Origin of the sequence: Micromonospora sp. NPDC005298 (assembly GCF_040607375.1) — a bacterium.
Lineage (GTDB): Bacteria > Actinomycetota > Actinomycetes > Mycobacteriales > Micromonosporaceae > Micromonospora.
The window spans coordinates 83,761-100,620 of sequence record NZ_JBEXGP010000007.1; the positions used below are offsets into that span (position 1 = coordinate 83,761).

General features: G+C 73.5%; 19 protein-coding genes. 7 read left to right on the forward strand and 12 right to left on the reverse strand.

What is annotated here, in order from left to right; all coding sequences use genetic code 11:
* Window positions 1-2: 2 nt before the first annotated feature.
* Window positions 3-503 (reverse strand): hypothetical protein, encoded by a 501-nt coding sequence (locus ABZS77_RS14655; protein ID WP_354822582.1) that lies wholly within the window; start codon window positions 501-503, stop codon window positions 3-5.
* Between the two features lie 215 nt (window positions 504-718).
* On the opposite strand from ABZS77_RS14655, the gene ABZS77_RS14660 reads away from it, so the two are divergent.
* The 5 genes from ABZS77_RS14660 to ABZS77_RS14680 all read left to right on the forward strand — a co-directional run bounded on the left by ABZS77_RS14660 (window position 719) and on the right by ABZS77_RS14680 (window position 5,081).
* Window positions 719-1,114 (forward strand): VOC family protein, encoded by a 396-nt coding sequence (locus ABZS77_RS14660; protein ID WP_354822584.1) that lies wholly within the window; start codon window positions 719-721, stop codon window positions 1,112-1,114.
* Window positions 1,115-1,232: 118 nt separating this feature from the next.
* A complete protein-coding gene (locus tag ABZS77_RS14665; RefSeq protein WP_354822586.1) occupies window positions 1,233-2,411 on the forward strand; it encodes an ATP-binding protein in 1,179 nt (392 codons plus the stop codon).
* A gap of 43 nt (window positions 2,412-2,454) precedes the next feature.
* A complete protein-coding gene (locus ABZS77_RS14670) occupies window positions 2,455-3,600 on the forward strand; it encodes a hypothetical protein (RefSeq protein ID WP_354822768.1) in 1,146 nt (381 codons plus the stop codon).
* Window positions 3,573-4,286 (forward strand): response regulator transcription factor, encoded by a 714-nt coding sequence (locus ABZS77_RS14675; protein WP_354822588.1) that lies wholly within the window; start codon window positions 3,573-3,575, stop codon window positions 4,284-4,286. The genes ABZS77_RS14670 and ABZS77_RS14675 overlap by 28 nt, the downstream gene beginning before the upstream one ends.
* A gap of 72 nt (window positions 4,287-4,358) precedes the next feature.
* Window positions 4,359-5,081 carry a hypothetical protein gene (locus ABZS77_RS14680; protein ID WP_354822590.1) on the forward strand — a complete coding sequence of 241 codons (723 nt, stop codon included), beginning with the start codon at window positions 4,359-4,361 and terminating at the stop codon, window positions 5,079-5,081.
* Here ABZS77_RS14680 and ABZS77_RS14685 read toward each other — a convergent pair.
* From ABZS77_RS14685 to ABZS77_RS14710, 6 genes are all read right to left on the reverse strand, one after another.
* Window positions 4,963-5,943, reverse strand: coding sequence for a DJ-1/PfpI family protein (locus ABZS77_RS14685; RefSeq protein ID WP_354822592.1), 981 nt, complete (start codon window positions 5,941-5,943; stop codon window positions 4,963-4,965). The genes ABZS77_RS14680 and ABZS77_RS14685 overlap by 119 nt on opposite strands.
* 4 nt (window positions 5,944-5,947) lie before the next feature.
* Window positions 5,948-6,556 carry an isochorismatase family protein gene (locus ABZS77_RS14690; RefSeq protein WP_354822594.1) on the reverse strand — a complete coding sequence of 203 codons (609 nt, stop codon included), beginning with the start codon at window positions 6,554-6,556 and terminating at the stop codon, window positions 5,948-5,950.
* Between the two features lie 85 nt (window positions 6,557-6,641).
* A complete protein-coding gene (locus ABZS77_RS14695) occupies window positions 6,642-7,394 on the reverse strand; it encodes a lysophospholipid acyltransferase family protein (protein ID WP_354822596.1) in 753 nt (250 codons plus the stop codon).
* A gap of 96 nt (window positions 7,395-7,490) precedes the next feature.
* On the reverse strand, window positions 7,491-9,551 hold the full coding sequence (locus ABZS77_RS14700) for a glycogen debranching N-terminal domain-containing protein (RefSeq protein WP_354822598.1): 2,061 nt from the start codon (window positions 9,549-9,551) through the stop codon (window positions 7,491-7,493).
* Window positions 9,551-9,922: an SCP2 sterol-binding domain-containing protein gene (locus ABZS77_RS14705; RefSeq protein WP_354822600.1), complete on the reverse strand. Its 372-nt coding sequence runs from the start codon at window positions 9,920-9,922 to the stop codon at window positions 9,551-9,553. The genes ABZS77_RS14700 and ABZS77_RS14705 overlap by 1 nt, the downstream gene beginning before the upstream one ends.
* Before the next feature lie 196 nt (window positions 9,923-10,118).
* Complete coding sequence (locus ABZS77_RS14710; protein WP_354822602.1) at window positions 10,119-10,535, reverse strand: CBS domain-containing protein; 417 nt, start codon at window positions 10,533-10,535, stop codon at window positions 10,119-10,121.
* Between the two features lie 214 nt (window positions 10,536-10,749).
* Between ABZS77_RS14710 and ABZS77_RS14715 the strand changes: the two genes are divergently transcribed.
* Window positions 10,750-11,328 carry a nucleotidyltransferase family protein gene (locus ABZS77_RS14715; protein WP_354822604.1) on the forward strand — a complete coding sequence of 193 codons (579 nt, stop codon included), beginning with the start codon at window positions 10,750-10,752 and terminating at the stop codon, window positions 11,326-11,328.
* A gap of 10 nt (window positions 11,329-11,338) precedes the next feature.
* Here ABZS77_RS14715 and ABZS77_RS14720 read toward each other — a convergent pair whose 3' ends face one another.
* The 4 genes from ABZS77_RS14720 to ABZS77_RS14735 form a co-directional block, all read right to left on the reverse strand.
* Window positions 11,339-11,779: a PPOX class F420-dependent oxidoreductase gene (locus ABZS77_RS14720; protein WP_354822606.1), complete on the reverse strand. Its 441-nt coding sequence runs from the start codon at window positions 11,777-11,779 to the stop codon at window positions 11,339-11,341.
* Between the two features lie 115 nt (window positions 11,780-11,894).
* On the reverse strand, window positions 11,895-12,920 hold the full coding sequence (locus ABZS77_RS14725) for an aspartate-semialdehyde dehydrogenase (protein WP_354822608.1): 1,026 nt from the start codon (window positions 12,918-12,920) through the stop codon (window positions 11,895-11,897).
* 153 nt (window positions 12,921-13,073) lie between these two features.
* Window positions 13,074-14,411 (reverse strand): pitrilysin family protein, encoded by a 1,338-nt coding sequence (locus tag ABZS77_RS14730; RefSeq protein ID WP_354822610.1) that lies wholly within the window; start codon window positions 14,409-14,411, stop codon window positions 13,074-13,076.
* Entirely contained in the window at window positions 14,408-15,700 is a 1,293-nt protein-coding gene (locus ABZS77_RS14735) for a pitrilysin family protein (RefSeq protein ID WP_354822612.1), read from the reverse strand. The genes ABZS77_RS14730 and ABZS77_RS14735 overlap by 4 nt, the downstream gene beginning before the upstream one ends.
* Window positions 15,701-15,802: 102 nt before the next feature.
* Between ABZS77_RS14735 and ABZS77_RS14740 the strand changes: the two genes are divergently transcribed.
* Window positions 15,803-16,528 carry a phosphodiesterase gene (locus ABZS77_RS14740; protein ID WP_354822614.1) on the forward strand — a complete coding sequence of 242 codons (726 nt, stop codon included), beginning with the start codon at window positions 15,803-15,805 and terminating at the stop codon, window positions 16,526-16,528.
* Here ABZS77_RS14740 and ABZS77_RS14745 read toward each other — a convergent pair.
* Window positions 16,495-16,710 (reverse strand): hypothetical protein, encoded by a 216-nt coding sequence (locus ABZS77_RS14745; protein WP_354822616.1) that lies wholly within the window; start codon window positions 16,708-16,710, stop codon window positions 16,495-16,497. The two genes, ABZS77_RS14740 and ABZS77_RS14745, sit on opposite strands and share 34 nt — an antisense overlap.
* Window positions 16,711-16,860 lie beyond the last annotated feature (150 nt).

Sequence of the window (16,860 nt, forward strand, 5' to 3'; positions counted from 1 at the left end):
ACTCAGAGGGGACCGAGCAGGCCGGCGAGCGCGGTGTCGCCCTGGCCGAGCAGCGCCCCGCCGGTCGGTGGTACGACGAGGAAGCGCCGGCAGCCGTCGAGTTCCACGTACCGCTCCGTCCCCGCGCCGCCGTCCAGTGGCCGCAGCAACGCGAAGCGGGACGCCGGGGTGGCGCAGTCGACCACCGCCCGCCGGTTGCCCAGTGCCCGCAGCACGCCCGCCTGGCGTTCGCGCGGCAGCGGCCCGCCGTACACGAAGTCGCCCACCGGTTTCCCGCCACCCTGCTCGGACGCGGGCACCTGGTAGACGCAGAGGCGCAGCGGCCCACCGCCACTGTCGACGGGCGGCGCGGGCGGCCCCGTGCGGCCGTTGGTCGTCTCCACCCAGACCATGTCCGACCACCGTTGGGCGCAGCCGGCCGTTGCGGCCTCCGGCGATTCGACCTGCCCGACGGTACGGCTGTCCACCTCGGTCAGCCGCAGCTCGTCCAGCGCGGCGCGCACCTCGGCGCGCGGCTTGCCGCAGGCGTCGGTCGGCAGGTACGGCCCCCGCAGCCGCTCAGGGTCACCCCGAGCAGCGCCACCACCAGGATGTTGCGACCCTTCGGCATGACTGTGGGACGGCCGGGGACGGGGTCTGGTTCCCCGGCGGCGTGACGCCTCCGACCATTGCTGACGCCGCCGGCCGGACGCGGAGCGGCCCTGGGCATGATGACCCGATGGCGCATCTGGGACTTGTCGCGTTGCTGGTCGAGGATTACGCCGCGGCGATCGACTTCTACGTCGGGGGCCTCGGCTTCGAGCTGGTGGAGGACACTCCCCGGCCGGACGGCTCGCGCTGGGTGGTGGTGCGCCCACCGGGTGCCCGGGAGACGGCGCTGCTGCTGGCCCGCCCGAGTGGGCCGGAGCAGCGGGCGCGGGTCGGTGACCAGACGGGTGGCCGGGTCGGCCTGTTCCTGTACACCGAGGACTTCGCCCGTGACCACGCGCGGATGGTGGCGGCCGGGGTGCGGTTCCTGGAGGAGCCGCGGCACGAGTCGTACGGCTCGGTCGCGGTCTTCGCCGACCTGTACGGCAATCGGTGGGACCTGCTCCAGCCCCGCAGCACAGAGTGACGCATTAGCGACAGTCCGCACACAACGGGGGGTCGCCGGCGGCTGGCCGTGCTATTCTCCGACGTCGATCTCTGCCGCGCGGGCCCGGACCGGGTCGTTGTCGGAAGGACACTTCCCGATGCCGGCCGTTGCCGCCCCGACCGTGCCACCGCCCGCCCTGGACAATCCGGCCGGCGGTGCGCTCGGCCTCATCTTCACCACGATCCCCGCGTTGCTGCGGCTGACCTGCGGGCTGGTCGGTGCGGCGGTGGCGCTGTCGGTGCGTACCACCCCTGTCGAGACGGCCCTGCTGCTGCCGGTCGTGGCCGCGCTCACCGGCTGGTCGGTGTGGTACGCGATGCGCGCGCTGCGCCACGGGTTCACCCCGCCCCTGGTGGTCGGTGACGTCGCGATCACCGCGGCGGCCTGCCTGCTCATTCCCGTGCTGGTGGCACCCGGGGTGCTGCCCGGCGAGGGGAGCTGGATCGCGGTGCTCGCCAGCACCACGGTGATCAACGCGCAGGCCACCGGCACGGCGCGCTGGTCGGTTCCGGCGGGGCTGCTGGTCACCGCCGCGTACGCGGTGGGCACGTCAGCCGCCGGCAACCCCACCGAGGCGCGCGCGCACGCGGCCACGCTGCTGGTGCAGACCGGCTGCACCGCGATGATGACGGCGGTGATGCGCCGGCGGATCGGACGCGCGGACCGGGCGTTCGCCGAGCATCAGCGACTGACCGGGGAGGCGCTCGTCGCCCGCGCCGCCCGGGAGGCCGAACGCCAGCAGAACCGCGACCTGCACGACACCGTGCTCGGCACGCTGACCATGGTGGGTCTCGGCGCGGTGGCCGGCCAGTCCGCCGCGTTCCGCGCACGGTGTGCGTCCGACCTGCGTACCCTCGTCGCGGTTGCCGACGCCGACCCGGTGCCCGGCGACGGTCCGGTGCCCCTGGACGGGCGGCTGCGCACGGTGCCCGACCGGCTGCCCGGCCTACGGGTGGACGTGGAACTGGCACCCTGCGCGGTGCCCGCCAGCGTGGCCGACGCGATCACCGAGAGCACCTACGCGGCGCTGTCGAACGTGGTCAGACACGCGCCGGGGGCGCGGACCATGCTGCGACTCACCCGCGACGCGATCGCCGTCGTGGTCGAGGTCGCCGACGACGGCCCCGGCTTCGACCCGGCCACCGTTCCGGCGCACCGGTACGGGCTGCGCGAGTCGATCCGCGGCCGGATGGCGACCGTCGGCGGGCGGGCCGAGGTGCACTCCGCACCCGGCCTGGGCACCCGGATTCGACTGGAGTGGCCCGGTGTCGGCTGACCTCGACGCCACGGCGGCGGCGCCGGTCCCCGTCCAGCTCGGTGTGCCGGCGCCCCGCGACTCGGCCTCCACGGCGGCTCTCGCCGCGCCGGCCGCCGTGGCGCACGCGTCCGACCGGGGTGCCCGGATCGTCGCCGTCGCCATCGCGTTGGCCTGGCACGTCGCCATCGGGTTGCCGGCGGTGCTCGCCGCCCGCACGGAGTTCGCCGCGCCGGGCGTGGTGGTCGGCGGCTGGGTGCTGGTCCTCGCGGCCGGCGCGGCGGCGGGGACGCTTCTGCTGCGTGGCACGCCGCTGCCACCGTGGCCGCTGGCCGGGCTGCTGCTCGTCGTCGACGCGGCGGTCTTCGCCGCCGCCGGCGAGGGGCAGCTGTTCACCGCCGGCAACTGGGTGTGGGGCACGCTCGGGTGGTTCTTCGTGCTGGCGATGTGGGGGCAACGGGTCGTCGGGCTGGTGGCGCTGCTGACCACGCACGCGTCGATCGCGCTGGTCGCCGTGCTCGGGCACGGCATCGACGCGGCCGACCTGGCCCGCTACGTGATGTACGTGTACGGCACGTTCACGCTCCCCGTGGCGGTCTTCGTGGGCAGCACCGTGATCGTCGGGCTGGGCCGGGACCGGGCCGCCGCCGCGGCCGCCATGCACACGATGGCGGCGGAACGGGACGCCGCCGAGCGGGGCCTGCGGGAACGCCGCGACCGGCTCGCGCTGGTCGGGGCGACGGCCGGGCGGGTGCTCGGTGAGTTGGCCGCCGGGCAGGCCGACCCGGACGACCCGGACGTGCAACGGCGGTGCGTGCTCGCCGCCGCCCGGCTGCGCCGCCTCATCGCCGAGTCCGACGACGTGCCCGACCCCCTGCTGCACGAGCTGCGGGCGGCCGCCGACCTGGCCGAACGCAACGGGCTGCCGATCGACCTGGTGACCATCGGCAGTCCCCCGCCGCTGCCGGTGGAGATCCGCCGCCAGTTGGCCGACCCGCTGACCGCCCTCCTCGCGGGCGCCCGGGAATGGGCCCGGCTGACCGTGGTGTCCGGTCCGGACGAGGTGGTGGTCAGCCTCGTCACGCCGGACCGGCCGACACCTGGCGTGAACGATCCACCGCCGCCTGGGGAGTACGACGACGGGCCGGTGCAGCACCTCTACGAACGGGACGGGGACATCAGATGGGCGCAGACCCGGTGGCGGGGATGACCGGTGGCCGACCGGTCGGTGTGGCGATCGTCGACGACCACCCGGTGGTCGTCGACGGTGTCCGCGCGTGGCTCGCCACCGAGGCGCGACTGGTCGTGCTGGCCACCGGGGACGACCCGGACGCGGTGCTACGAGCCGCCCCGCACGCCGACGTGGTCCTGCTCGACCTGCGGCTGCACGGCAGGATGGTGCTCGACAAGCTGGCCGAGCTGAGCGCCGCCGGGCGGCGGGTGGTGGTCTACTCGGAACACACCGACCCGGACACGATGCTCGCGGCGTTGGACGCGGGGGCGGTGGCGTTCCTGGCCAAGCACGAGGGTCGGGAACACTGCGTGGCGACCGTGCTGGCCGCAGCGAGCGACCGCCCGTACGTGCCGCCGGCGCTTGCCGGCGCGATGGTCGGCGACCCTCGGCCGGACCGGCCGATGCTGTCCGACAAGGAACGTGAGGCGCTGCTGCTCTGGTTCCAGTCGATGTCCAAGGCGTCGGTGGCCCGGCGGATGCGGATCAGCGAGCACACGGTCAAGCAGTACGTGGACCGTGCGCGGATCAAGTACACCCGGGCGGGGCGTCCGGCTGCCACAAAGGCGGCGTTGCTCGCCCGGGCGATCGAGGACGGCCTCGTCCGCCCGGAGGAGATCGGCATCTACCGGTCACAGGCGACGCACGACCGGCCGACCCCCTAACGGGCGTCATGACAGCGACCTCCGGATCCGCGAGGCTTTGAGCACAGCCCAGCTGACCGGAAGGTCGTGACGATGCACTGCGACGCGTCTCCCTTCTTCATCGGACCGCACCGGTTCGACGCACCGGACGACGACGTGGGGCCGGTCCTGGACCGCCGGTACAACCTGCGTCCCCTGCCCGGCGAGCGGGTGCTCGGCCGGTACGAGATGCTGGTCGCCGGCTACCTGCTCGGGCCGACGGAGGCGCGGCGGGGCTGGGGGTTGCCCGGGCCGGTCTCGGTGACCGTCACCGACCAGCGGGTCTGCTGGGTGGGCACCGGTTCGCAACTGTCCCTGGTCGCCGACGACACGCCCCGCGCCCGGCTCGCCGGTCGGCTGCCGGGTTTGATGAGCGGGCAGATCCGCTGGCAGTGGCCGTCCCGCCTGGAGCTGCCGCCGGCCGCCGGGGACACCCGGGCGCACCTGCTGATCGTCTGCGACGCGCTGCGCACCATCCAGCAGCCGGCGTTGGCTCTCGGCGGGCCGGTCGGCGAGGTGGGCGCACTGGCCCAGCAGGTCCGCCGCGCGGTGGCGATGTTCCGGCTCACCCGCCCGCAACTGGTCGACCTGTCGGCGCAGGAACGCGACGTGCTGCTGCTGCGGGCCGGCCCCGGCCTGCTCGCCGGGGACACCCGGGTCACGCTGCCCGGCTCACTGCCTGTGGAGTTCCGTTCCCGCGACGACTACTACCGGTCGGGGCCGGAGCCGACCTCGTGGACCGGGCTCGCAGGCGGCGCAGCATCCGGGCATCGGTGAAGCCGACGGCCCGGGCGGCGGCCTCCACTGTCGTGCCGTGCCCGATCAGGTGCTCGGCACGTTCGACCCGCAGCGACTGCTGGTAGCCGAGCGGGGTGAGCCCGGTGGCGGCACGGAACAGCCGGGTCAGCGTCCGTCCGGCCACACCACCGGCGGCGGCCAGCTCGGCCAGCGGCAGCGGCTCGGCGTACCGGTCGTCGATCAGGTCCTGCACGCGGTGTACCGCCTCGGACAGGTGCGACCGGTGCCGCATCATCGCGCTGGCCTGGGGCTCGTGTCCGTTGCGCCGGGCGTAGACGACGAGCGTGCGGGCGATCCGCGCGGCGGTCGACGGGCCGTGCCGGGTGGCCACCAGGTGCAGCGCCACGTCGATGCCGCTGGCGATGCCGGCGGAGGTGACCACCCGGTCGTCGACGACGTACAGCACGTCGCGGGTCACCCGCGTCGCCGGGTGACGGCGCGCCAGGTCGTCCTGCACCTCGTGGTGGGTGGTGCAGCGCCGGCCGTCGAGCAGGCCGGCCCGGCCGAGCGCGTACGCGCCGGCGCAGACGCTGGCCACCGTACCGCCGGCGGCGTGGTGCTCGGCGAGCCTGCGCAGGTCGGTCGGCGAGACCGGCCCCTGCGGGCCGTGCGCCGACGGCCGCCAACCCGGCACCAGCACCAGGTCGTCGGGGGTCAGCTCGGGCCACCGGGTGTCGGCGACCAGGGGTACGCCCTGCACGGTCGGCACCTGCTCGCGCTCGGCGACGTAGTGCAGCCGGTAGTCGTGGCCGAGGTCGGCGGCGCTGGAGAAGACCTGGGCCGGCCCGGCGAGGTCCAGCAGGTGCACCTGCGGGACCAGCAGGAAGACGACCCGGGTCATCGGCTCAGCCCCGGGTGCCGGCGAGGGTCGCGCCGGTCACCTCGTCCACCGTGCGGATGGTCGCGAACCGGCCGGCGAGCGCGTACTCGGTGCGGGTCACGATCTCCTCGTTGGTCAGGGTGCGCGGGTCGGCCAGGATCTCCGCGACCGAGGCGGTCTTCGGCAGGTCCCGGTGCGGGATGGGGAAGGTCAGCGTGGCGTCGCTGACGAAGGTCATCCGGTAGCCGAGGTCCGCGCCGACCCGGGCGGTGGTCTCCACGCACTGCTCGGTGCGGATGCCGCAGACGGTGACGTCCGCGATGCCGGCAAGCGTGAGCACCTGCTGAAGGTTCGTGGTGGTGAACGCGTTGTGCGCGGTCTTCACCAGGGTCGGCTCGCCCTCGCCCGGGGCCAGCCCGTCGATGAGGCGCACGAACCCCCGGGCCGGATCGAACACGCCGCCGGTGCCGGGCTCGGAGTGCAGGACCCACACCACCAGGTCGCCGCGCTCGCGGGCGGCGGAGACCAGCCGTTCCACCTGCCGGACGAGATCCGGGTTGGAGCCGTACGCCCAGATCGGGCGCTGCCGGAACGATTCCTGGACGTCGATCACGATGAGTGCCGCTCTGCTCATGACGTCGATCCTGGCCGGCGCGGGGCCGTGACGGCAGGCACCATCACGACCCGTTGCGGAACGATCCGGTCACCGGACGGGCCGCTCAGGCGCTCGGGGTGCGCTGCTCTCCGGCGGAGTCCATGGCGGCGGCCTCCTCGGGCGTCGGCGCGGTCCCGCCCAGGTGCGCCGGCAACCACCAGGTGTCGTCCGGGCCGGACGGCGCGTCCGGGTACTCCCGCTGGGCCCGGTCGACGAGCGCCGTGAGCCGCGTCGTCAGCTCGGCGGCCAGCACGTTCGGGTCGGGGAAGTCCGCGGGCTGGATCGGCTCGCCCACCAGGATCGTGATGGGCGTGTGCCGGCGGGTGAGCGTACGCGGGCGGCCCTTCGTCCAGAGCCGCTGCGTACCCCACACCGCCACCGGCAGCACCGGCACCTTCGCCGAGCGGGCCATCCGGACGGTGCCGCTCTTGAGCTCCTTCACGGTGAACGACCGGCTGATCGTCCCCTCCGGGAAGACACCGACCACCTCGCCGTTCTTGAGCGCCGCCACCGCCGCGCGGAACGACGCCGCGCCCGCATCGCGGTCCACCGGGATGTGCTTCATCCCCCGCATCAACGGCCCGCCGATCCGGTCCGCGAAGACCGACTGCTTGGCCATGAACCGGACGAGCCGACCGGAGGGGTTCGCGCCGAGGCCGGCGAAGATGAAGTCGAGGTAGCTCACATGGTTGCTGGCCAGCACGGCCCCGCCGGTGCGGGGTACGTGGTGGGCGCCCTCAATGTTGATCTTCAGGTCGAGGACCCGGAACATCGTCTTGGCGGCGGCGATAACGGGCGGGTACACGAGCTCCGGCATTGGCAGAATCTACCCTGCCCCGCTGGGGATCGCCTGGGTGCCGACCGGCGGCGACGCGCGGTTCACGTCGCCGCCACGATCCGCCGGCTTGTGCGGTCAGTCGGCCAGGTTGTTCAGGTCCAGCCGGCCCCGGGCGAACGCGTCCACCCGACCCCAGCGGCCCGGGATGTCCAGCACCTCGATCCGGCCCATCCCCACCGGCAGCCGCGGCTCGACCGCCAGGTGCCCCTCGTGTGGCTCCAGGCCCAGCATGGTGCGCAGCAGCAGCAGCGGCGTACCCGTCGACCAGGCCTGCGGGCTGCACGCCGTCGGGTACTCCACCGGGAACTTGGTCAACTCCCGGGGATAACCACCGAACGCCTCGGGCAGCCGCCCGTCGAAGTAGGTGGCCGCGTCCAGGATGCCGTTGGCGATGCAGGCGGCCTCCTCGGCGAAGCCGTACCGGCGCAGCCCCCAGGCGATGAAGGAGTTGTCGAACGGCCAGACCGTGCCGTTGTGGTAGCCGATCGGGTTGTACCGCGCCTCACCCTCGGCGAGGGTGCGCACCCCCCACCCGCTGAAGAGCCGCGGCCCCACCAGGTGCGCCGCGATCTTCTCCGCCCGCTCCGGCTCGGCGATCCCGCTCCACAGCAGGTGACCGATGTTGGAGCTGAGGATGTCGCACTGGCGGCCGTCCGGGTCCAGGGCCAGGGCGTAGAACTCGCCGTCGGCCACCCACCAGTCCCGGTTGAACCGCTCCTTCAGCTCCGCCGCCTCCCGCTCCAACTGGTCGGCGAACTGCGGGTCGTCCCAGAACTCACGGGCCATTCGGGCGGCGCGGACCTTCGCGTCGTACGCGTACCCCTGCACCTCGCAGGTGGCCCGCGGGAACGGCGGCAGCGTGCCGTCGGCGTACGAGATCGAGTCCCAGGAGTCCTTCCAGCACTGGTTCTCCAGGCCGGTCTCGGTGTTGCGCCGCTCGTACCAGATGTAGCCGTTGCCGACCAGGTCGGCGTAGTTGTCGATCCACCTCAGCGCGGCCCGGCACTCCTGCTCCAACTCCTTGACCAGCGCGACGTCCCCGGACCACCGCTCGTACTCGTCGAGCAGCACGACGAACAGCGGGGTCGCGTCCACCGAGCCGTAGTACGGCGAGTGCGGCTGCTCCTCGAACGCGGCGGTCTCGCCGTACCGCATCTCGTGCAGGATCCGACCGGGGTCCTCGTCCCGGAAGTCGTCGAACCGGCTGCCCTGCAACGACGCCAGGATGCGCAGCGTGGTCTTCGACAGCTGCGGGGTGAACGGCAGTGTCTGCAGGCAGGTGAGGATGCTGTCCCGCCCGAACATGGTCATGAACCAGGGCAGGCCGGCGGCGGGCAGCGTGGCGCCACCGAGCGACAGCGGCGAGAAACGCAGCGCCGCCAGGTCGATGAGGCTGCGCCGGTACGTGCTGGCCACCCGACCGTGCTCACTGTTGACCTTCGGGGCGTCCGCGATCCACTGCTCCAGGTCGTGCTGGAGGGCGAGTCGTTCGGTCCCGTGCACCCGCACACCCATCCGCAGATCCCGGCCTCCGGGCCCGAGCGCGTGGGTCTGCACGTCGATCGCCGTGTCCCACTGCTCGTTGGGTTCGAGGTGCACGGTGTACGCGAAGCCCTTGCTGTCGTACCGCGCGTCCGTCGACGACGAGATGACCGTTTCCCGCCGGAAGTTGCCCCGGCGGTACCCCAGCCGCAGCCGGTCCGACTCGACCTCGGCGTAGTTCTCGCCCTTCTTGTTGAGGATCTCGTCCTTGACCTGGAACAGGTCGGCGAAGTCCGACGCCGCCTCCATCCGGATCTCCAGGTCGACCGGCTTCTCGTCGTGGTTGAGGATGGTGAGCTGCTCCCGGAAGCTGCCGCCCACCGCCCGCTCCCGAATGATCGACAGCTTGGCGTCCACGTAGTGCGTCGCCATGCCCGGCACCAGGAAGAACCGGGACTCGAAGTACTGGAGGTCGTCGAAGGAGAGCGAGTTCAGCCGCTCGCCGTTCACGGTGAGCACCCAGGTGGACAGGAAGCGGGTGTCCAGCGAGAACAGCCCGGTCGGCTCGCTCGGAGTGGCCTCGATGTCGCCGGTGTCCTCGCAGACGACGAACGTGCTGCCGTCGAGGATCCGGACCGTGTTGCTCTGCCCCATCAGTGCACCTCCTGGCTGAAGCGCCGACGCGGCCCACGGGCGTCCGGCGAACCCGGGAAGATCCGCTCCACCTGCACCACGAGCCGGGCGTCACCGGCAACCGTCATGTCCCCCCGCAGCAGGGCGGCCAGGCCGTGTTCGCGGCCGCTGGCGATGGCCTCGAAGAGGGCCGGGCTGGCCCCGACGACCGTGTCGGCCTCCCGGTCCTCCTGACTCACGTCCAGCCGGCCGTGGTCGATCGCCAGCAGCCAGTGCCGGGTCTGCGCGCCCTCGTGCAGGTCGATGCGCAGCGTCCCGGAGGCCTTCGCCAGCAGGGGTTCGTACCCCCGCCGGTCCAGGTCCTCGAAGAACCTCGTGGTCGCGTCCACCATCGGGTCCACTCCTCCCAGTTCGCCGGGGCCCCACCCGGCGCGCTCGCGTCGCGCGCACGGCCTGGCACGTCCCCGCACGGGTCCCCGCCGCTCGGTCGGTCAACCTCGCCCGGATCGGGTGAGCCCGCGCGGGACCCCGAACGCGCGACGCCGGCCCTCCCGAAGGGGAGGACCGGCGCGCGTCCGCGGCGGACGATCAGTTGTTCGGGTCGTCGGCGCTGATGTCGGCCAGAACCGACTGCGGTTCGCGCTCGACCGCGAGGTCACCCATCGAGACCAGACCCACCAGGCGACCGTCGTCGATCACCGGCAGCCGGCGTACGGCGTAGGTGCGCATCAGGTCCGCGGCGGACACCGCGTCGTCGTACTGGCTCACCGTGATCACGTCGCGGGTGGTGATCTGGTTCAGCCGGGTCGAGCCCGGGTCCATGTTCTCCGCGACACCCCGGACGGTGATGTCCCGGTCCGTGACGATCCCGACCACGTTGTCGCCGTCGGTCACCACCACGTCACCAATCGCGCTGTCGCGCATCTCCTGCGCGGCCGCGATGAGCGTGTCGTCGCCGTCCATCGTCACCAACCGGGTCGTCATGAACTCTCCGACCGTTGTCATGGTGCTCCCCTCTCGGTGTCGGCACGGCCCGTCTACCCGCCGCTCGGCAGGGGGTAACGCCGGCCCGGCGGCTACCGGGCCCGATTGCCGCACCCGGTGGGCGGTCCCCAGCAGATCGGGATGACGGGCCAGAGGGTGGTACAGACGCCGCCGCGCGTGACACTCCCCCGTCCCAGGGGCGGCGCGCCCCGGTTCCGCCGCCTACGGTGGGCCGGTGGCGCACGAGCGGGAACTACGGGAACTGGTCGCCGGCAACCGGTGGTTGACCCGGGCGCTGACCGTGGTGCGCGACTCGGGTCTGCCGGACGCGTGGATCGGCGCGGGCGCCCTGCGCGACCTGGTCTGGGGCGAGCGGTACGGCGACGGGTTCGACCCGGCGGCGGTCCGGGACGTGGACGTGGTCTTCTTCGACCCGACCCGGCTGACCCGCGAGGACGACGACCTGGCCACCGCCCGGCTCACGGCGGCGTGGCCGCAGCCGCCGTGGGAGGCGCGCAACCAGGCGGCGGTGCACACCTGGTACGCGGCGAAGTTCGGCGGCGACCCGATCGCGCCGTACCGGAGCGTGGCCGAGGCGGTCGCCACCTGGCCGGAGTACGCGACGGCGGTGGCCGTCCGCCTGGACGCGGCCGGCCGGTTGGAGATCTGCGCGCCGTACGGTCTGGCGGATCTGCTGGGCGGGGTGTGGCGGCACAACCCGGCCCGGGTGGACGTGGCCCTGTCTCGGCGGCGGCTGGCCCGGCACCGCCCGGCGCAGCGCTGGCCCGGCGTCACCGTGATCGAGCCGGGGTGAGCGGTCGGGCTCAGCCCCGGGGCGGCATCCCGTAGACGCGCTCCACGTGCAGACGCAGCACCAGCCGCCTGTCGTCGACCATGGCCCGGCGGTATTCGTCCCAGTCCGGGTGCTCGCCGCTCAACGTCCGGTAGAGGGCCACCAGTTCCTCGACAGTCGCGTCGCCGGGCTCGGCGGCGGTCGGGGTCAGCTCGGCGTGGCCCTCGACCACCGCGTACGCCCAGCCGTCCTCGCTGCTGACGTGGAAGCTGGCCCGCGGGTCCCGACGCAGGTTGGCGGTCTTGGCCCGCCCCTCGGTGACGGACACCCGGATCAGCCCGGCGTCGGGGTCGAACGAGTAGACCACTGTGGACAGCTGCGGCCGCCCGTCCCGTTTGATCGTCGCCAGCACGCCCATCGAGCGGCCGGCGACCAGGTCGCGCAACGCCTGCTGGGTGCGGTCGTCCGGCATGGCTCCTCCAGGGGGACGTCGGCTCCGTCCATCCAAGCACGCCCGGCCGGCCGTCGCCCGGAACGCGACCGAGCCCCCGCCGGTGACCGGCGAGGGCTCGGGGTGACGCGACAGGTCAGCGGGGCTCGGCGGCGACCAGCTCGGCGAGCTGCACCGCGTTGAGCGCGGCGCCCTTGCGCAGGTTGTCGTTGGAGCAGAACAGGGCCAGCCCGTACTCGACTGTCTCGTCGGCGCGGATCCGGCCCACGTACGTCGGGTCCTGGCCGGCGGCCCGCAGCGGCGTCGGCACCGCGGTCACCGCGACGCCGGGTGCGTCGGCGAGCAGCTCGTGGGCCCGCTGCGGGGTGATCGGCCGGGCGAAGCGGGCGTTGATCTGGAGCGAGTGACCGGTGAAGACAGGCACCCGGACGCAGGTGCCGGACACCTTGAGGTCGGGGATCTCCAGGATCTTGCGGCTCTCGTTGCGGAGCTTCTGCTCCTCGTCGGTCTCGAACGAGCCGTCGTCGACGATCGAGCCGGCCAGCGGGAGCACGTTGAAGGCGATCGGCTCGGCGAACGACCGCGGCGCGGGGAACTCCACGGCCGAACCGTCGAAGGCGAGCCCCGAGGCGTGCTCGGCGACCTTGCGGACCTGCTCGTCCAGCTCGGCGACGCCGGCCAGCCCGGCGCCGGAGACCGCCTGGTAGGTCGAGACGACCAGGCCGACCAGGCCGGCTTCGGCGTGCAGCGGGCGCAGCACCGGCATCGCGGCCATCGTGGTGCAGTTGGGGTTGGCGATGATGCCCTTCGGGCGGTCGGCGGCGGCGTGCGGGTTGACCTCGGCGACCACGAGCGGCACCTGCGGGTCCATCCGGAACGCCGACGAGTTGTCGATCACCACGGCGCCGGCCTCGGCGACCCGGGGGGCCAGCTCCCGGGCCGTGCCCTTACCTGCGGAGAAGAGCACGATGTCCAGGTCGGAGTAGTCGGCGCTCGCCGCGTCCTCGACGATCACCTCGCCGTCGCGCCACGGCAGGGCGCGCCCGGCGGACCGCGCCGAGGCGAACAACCGCACCTGCTCCGCCGGGAACTCCCGCTCCGCCAGCACCTGCCGCATAACGCCACCGACCTGGCCGGTGGCCCCCACAATGCCGATCCTCATGCCCGCGAGGCTACCGACCCCACCCCCCGGACCGGGAGCCCTTTCCCACCAGTCCCACATCACACCCACCGGCACCGGCCCCACCCTGGTGATCAAGAGGTTCGCGTCGTGCGGAGCGCGGTTTCCGACGCGAACCTCTTGATCACCGGGTAGCTAGTCGAGCAGGGTGCCCAGGTTCGCGGCCCGCAGGTCGTCCCGGATCACCGCCGCGTCGCCCTCGATCACCAGGGTCAGGGCGTCGGGGTGCAGGTGGGTTGCCGCTGCCGCGGAGACCTCGTCCACGTCGGCGGACAGCAGGGCCTCCCGCAACTGCGCGTGGTAGTCGTCCGGCAGGTCGTGCACCACGAGCGTGGTCAACGCCGACGCGATCGCCCGAGGGCTCTGCAACTCGACCGAGAGCTGCCCGGCCCGCCAGGAACGGGCCACCGCCAGCTCGTCCTCGGTCACGCCGCCGGCCTGCGTACGGGTGATCTCACCGACCGCCTCGACCAGGGCCGGCGTGGTGACCGCCGTCTGCACGCCGGAGCTGACCGCGAACCGGCCGAGCCGCCGGGACGACGCGAACTCGCCCCGGATCCCGTACGTGTAGCCGCGTACCTCGCGGATCAGGTGGTTGAGCCGGGAGGTGAAGGCCCCGCCGAGCACGGTGCCGGCGAGCGTCATCGGCACGTGGTCGGGGTGGGCGCGGTGCGGCGACGGGTGGCCCAGCCGCAGCGTGGACTGCACCGAGCCGGGCCGGTCCACCAGGATGACCCGCCGCTCGGTGTGCAGCGGCACCTCGATCGGGCCACCCCGGTCGGCGGGCCCACCGCCGGTGCCGGCGAACGCCGCGGCGGCGAGCGCGTCCAGGTCGATCCGGTCCAGGTCACCGGCGACGACCAGGGTGCCGGGGCGCAGGAACCACTCGGAGTGGAAGACCGTCACGTCCTCCACGTCCAACCCGGCGACCGACTCCGGGTCGCCGTACATCGGGCGCCCCCAGCGGTTCCGCGCCCCGAACAGGTCGGCGCGCAGCGCGGCGTCGGCACGGGGGCCGGGATTGGCCCAGTCCATCCGCAGCGCGGTCGCCTCGTCGTCGCGGACCCGCCGCACGTCGGCCGGGTCGAGCCGGGGCGTACGGACCGCCTCGGCGAGCAGTTGCACGGCGGCGGTCAACCGGTCCACCGGCACCTGGACGCTGACCTGGAACGAGTCCCAGTCCAGGCCGGTCACCAGCTCGGTGCCGAGAGCCTCGATGGCCAGCGCGTACGCGGTGGCGTCCCGCTGCGCGGTGCCCTCCTCCAACGCCTTGGCCAGCACCCCGCCCAGCCCCTCCTTGCCGTCGGGCTCGCGCCCGGCGCCGGCGTCGAGCAGCAGCAGGGCGACGGCGAGGGTCTGCCCGGGCAGGTGCGCGGCGACGACCTGACCACCGGCCACGGCGCGGCGGACCACCGGCGGGAACCGGTACGGGCGGGCAGCGCCCGGGCCGGGACGGTCGGCGATCAGCGTCATGCGGTCTCCTCGGGCAGGTAGGTCAGGGTCACCCGATCGGCGGCGCCGAGCACCTCGGCGGCGGTCTCGGCGATCTGCTCGGCGGTCACGGCGAGCCAGGCGGGGAGCCGGTCGGCGGCACGGGCCGGGTCACCGAACTGGGTGGCGTACCGGCCGAGGGTGTCGGCGCGGCCGTCCACCGTCGACATCTGCCGCCACCACGCGGTGCTCAGCAGCGCCTTGGCGCGGTCCAGTTCGGCGGCGGTCACCGGCACGGTGGCCAGCTCGTCGACGACCTCGGCCAGCCCTTCGGCGAGCCGTTCGGCGCTCACCCCGGGGCGGGCGGTGGCGGTGGCGATCAGCGGCGCGGGGGCGTGCGCGAGGTCCACCCCGTACGCGCCGACCAGGTCCGGCTGGGCGATCCGCTCGCCGTCGGCGAGCCGCTGGTAGAGCCGGCTGCCCCGGCCGCTGCCGAGCACGGTGGCCAGGACGGTGAGCACGTCGTACCCGGGGCTACCGAAGGGGTGACCGCGGTGCGCGACGTACACGCGGGGGGCCGGCACGTCGGCGGTGACCGTCTCGGTGGCGGGCTGCCCGGTCGCCGGGACGGTCCGACCGTCCGGGGCGGGCGGGATGTCGTCGCGGGCGGGCAGCGCGCCGAAGTACTTGTCGGCGAGCGCGAACACCTCGGCGGCCCGGGCATCGCCGACGACGGTGAGCACCGCGTTGTTCGGCGCGTAGTACATCTCGTGGAACGCCTGGAAGGTGGCGAGGTCGGCGGCGTTCAGGTCGGCCATCGAGCCGATCGTCGAGTGGTGGTACGGGTGCCCCGGCGGGTAGAGCAGCGGCAGCAGCCGAAGCCAGGCGTCACCGTACGGGACGTTCTCGTAGCGCTGGCGCCGCTCGTTCTTGACCACCTCGCGCTGGTTGTCGAGCGTCTCCTGGGTGAGCGCGGGAACCAGACCGCCCATCCGGTCGGCCTCCAGCCACAGCGCCAACTCCAGGTGCTCGGCCGGGACCGTCTCGAAGTAGTTGGTCCGGTCGGGGTTCGTGGTGGCGTTCAGCGAGCCGCCGGAGCCCTGGATCAGCTTCATGTGCTCGGTCTTCGCCACGTTCACCGAGCCCTCGAACATCAGGTGCTCGAAGAGGTGGGCGAAGCCGGTCTGCCCGGCCGGCTCGTGCCGGGAGCCGACGTCGTACCAGAGATTGACGGCCACGGCGGGCGCGGTGCGATCCTCGCTCACCACCACGCGCAGGCCGTTGTCCAGTCGGGACGTCTCGATGGGCCAGGGGTAACCGCTGTCGGGCATGGCACGACGCTATCTGATCTCGCGGGCGGAAAGGTGACGTGCGGTCGGTCGGCGAGCCGACCCGGCGGCATCGAGGGCGCCCGTCGGGGGTACGGGGAGGGAATGACCGCGTCCCGGGCCGCCACCGCCGTCGAACGTGCCGCCGCCGCGCTCGGCAGACTGCGCCGCGGCCGGTTGCTGCATCCCGCCGGTCGCTCGTTCGCCGGCGAGGTGCTGATCTGGGGTACGCCCGGACCACCCACCGGGGTCGCTCTGCTGGACGACCCCGGCCGGTACCGGGCCACCGTCCGGCTGTCCAAGGGGACGCCCACGCCGGGCAGCTGGCCGGACGTGCTGGGCCTGGCGTTGCGTCTGCGCCCCGACACCGGCGGCCCGTTCGACCTGTTGGTCAGCTCCAGTGGCGCGGCCCCGCTGGTGCGGAACCTGCCGCTGCCGCGCCGCGCGTTCAGCGGGACGTACAGCACGATCACGTGTTACCGGGTGGGCAGGCGTCGCCTCTGGTTGGCCGCGCTGGCCGACCCCGAGTCGGTCGACCTCGGCCGCAGCCTGAGCGCGGTGGCCGCCGCGACCCGGGTGGACGCGCCGCGCCTGGTGCTCGCGGTGGCGTCCGCCGTGGGGCCGTGGCGGCCGGTCGGGCAGGTCAGCGTCGGCGCCGAGCTCAGCGCCCGGGAGGACGCGGCGCTCGCGTTCGACCCGGTGCGGAACCTGCCGCCCGAGCTGCGGGCGGCGGGTCCGCTGGCCTGGTTGCGGGACCAGACCTACCGGGGGTCACGCCGGGCGCGCGGGGTGGATGGTCAGTCCGGGGGTTCGACGGCGACGACCGTCTGATCGGAGGTGCGGCGCTCCAGCACCGTGTCCGGTGCCGCGTTCTGGTCGGCCTCACGGATGTCCGACTCGGCGAGGATGGCCTCCGCCTGCGCCTGCGGGTCGTCACTGCCCACCGCCGCCTCCTCGGGGAGGAGGTGCGCGCGGGATTCCACGCGGTCCTGGTCGCTCTGCTCGTCAGTCATGGCACCCCTGTTACCCCGAGCCCGGCTCCGGCACGCGATGTTCACTCCGCATCTTGGGACGATGCACCGGTCCTCGCCGCCGGGTCGGGTAGGCTGGCCCCCGTGACGCGTTCGTATCGATGGTTTAGGCAGCCGGCTGGCACGCCGGTG

Excerpts from the sequence above, each read along its gene's own strand:
- ABZS77_RS14740 (WP_354822614.1), top strand. The coding sequence starts at position 15,803 with ATGACCGCGTCCCGGGCCGCCACCGCCGTCGAACGTGCCGCCGCCGCG.
- ABZS77_RS14675 (WP_354822588.1), top strand. The coding sequence starts at position 3,573 with ATGGGCGCAGACCCGGTGGCGGGGATGACCGGTGGCCGACCGGTCGGT.
- ABZS77_RS14685 (WP_354822592.1), bottom strand. The coding sequence starts at position 5,943 with ATGACCCGGGTCGTCTTCCTGCTGGTCCCGCAGGTGCACCTGCTGGAC.
- ABZS77_RS14705 (WP_354822600.1), bottom strand. The coding sequence starts at position 9,922 with ATGGTGGACGCGACCACGAGGTTCTTCGAGGACCTGGACCGGCGGGGG.
- ABZS77_RS14700 (WP_354822598.1), bottom strand. The coding sequence starts at position 9,551 with ATGGGGCAGAGCAACACGGTCCGGATCCTCGACGGCAGCACGTTCGTC.
- ABZS77_RS14720 (WP_354822606.1), bottom strand. The coding sequence starts at position 11,779 with ATGCCGGACGACCGCACCCAGCAGGCGTTGCGCGACCTGGTCGCCGGC.
- ABZS77_RS14725 (WP_354822608.1), bottom strand. The coding sequence starts at position 12,920 with ATGAGGATCGGCATTGTGGGGGCCACCGGCCAGGTCGGTGGCGTTATG.
- ABZS77_RS14695 (WP_354822596.1), bottom strand. The coding sequence starts at position 7,394 with ATGCCGGAGCTCGTGTACCCGCCCGTTATCGCCGCCGCCAAGACGATG.
- ABZS77_RS14660 (WP_354822584.1), top strand. The coding sequence starts at position 719 with ATGGCGCATCTGGGACTTGTCGCGTTGCTGGTCGAGGATTACGCCGCG.
- ABZS77_RS14665 (WP_354822586.1), top strand. The coding sequence starts at position 1,233 with ATGCCGGCCGTTGCCGCCCCGACCGTGCCACCGCCCGCCCTGGACAAT.
- ABZS77_RS14730 (WP_354822610.1), bottom strand. The coding sequence starts at position 14,411 with ATGACGCTGATCGCCGACCGTCCCGGCCCGGGCGCTGCCCGCCCGTAC.
- ABZS77_RS14680 (WP_354822590.1), top strand. The coding sequence starts at position 4,359 with ATGCACTGCGACGCGTCTCCCTTCTTCATCGGACCGCACCGGTTCGAC.
- ABZS77_RS14690 (WP_354822594.1), bottom strand. The coding sequence starts at position 6,556 with ATGAGCAGAGCGGCACTCATCGTGATCGACGTCCAGGAATCGTTCCGG.
- ABZS77_RS14710 (WP_354822602.1), bottom strand. The coding sequence starts at position 10,535 with ATGACAACGGTCGGAGAGTTCATGACGACCCGGTTGGTGACGATGGAC.
- ABZS77_RS14735 (WP_354822612.1), bottom strand. The coding sequence starts at position 15,700 with ATGCCCGACAGCGGTTACCCCTGGCCCATCGAGACGTCCCGACTGGAC.
- ABZS77_RS14745 (WP_354822616.1), bottom strand. The coding sequence starts at position 16,710 with ATGACTGACGAGCAGAGCGACCAGGACCGCGTGGAATCCCGCGCGCAC.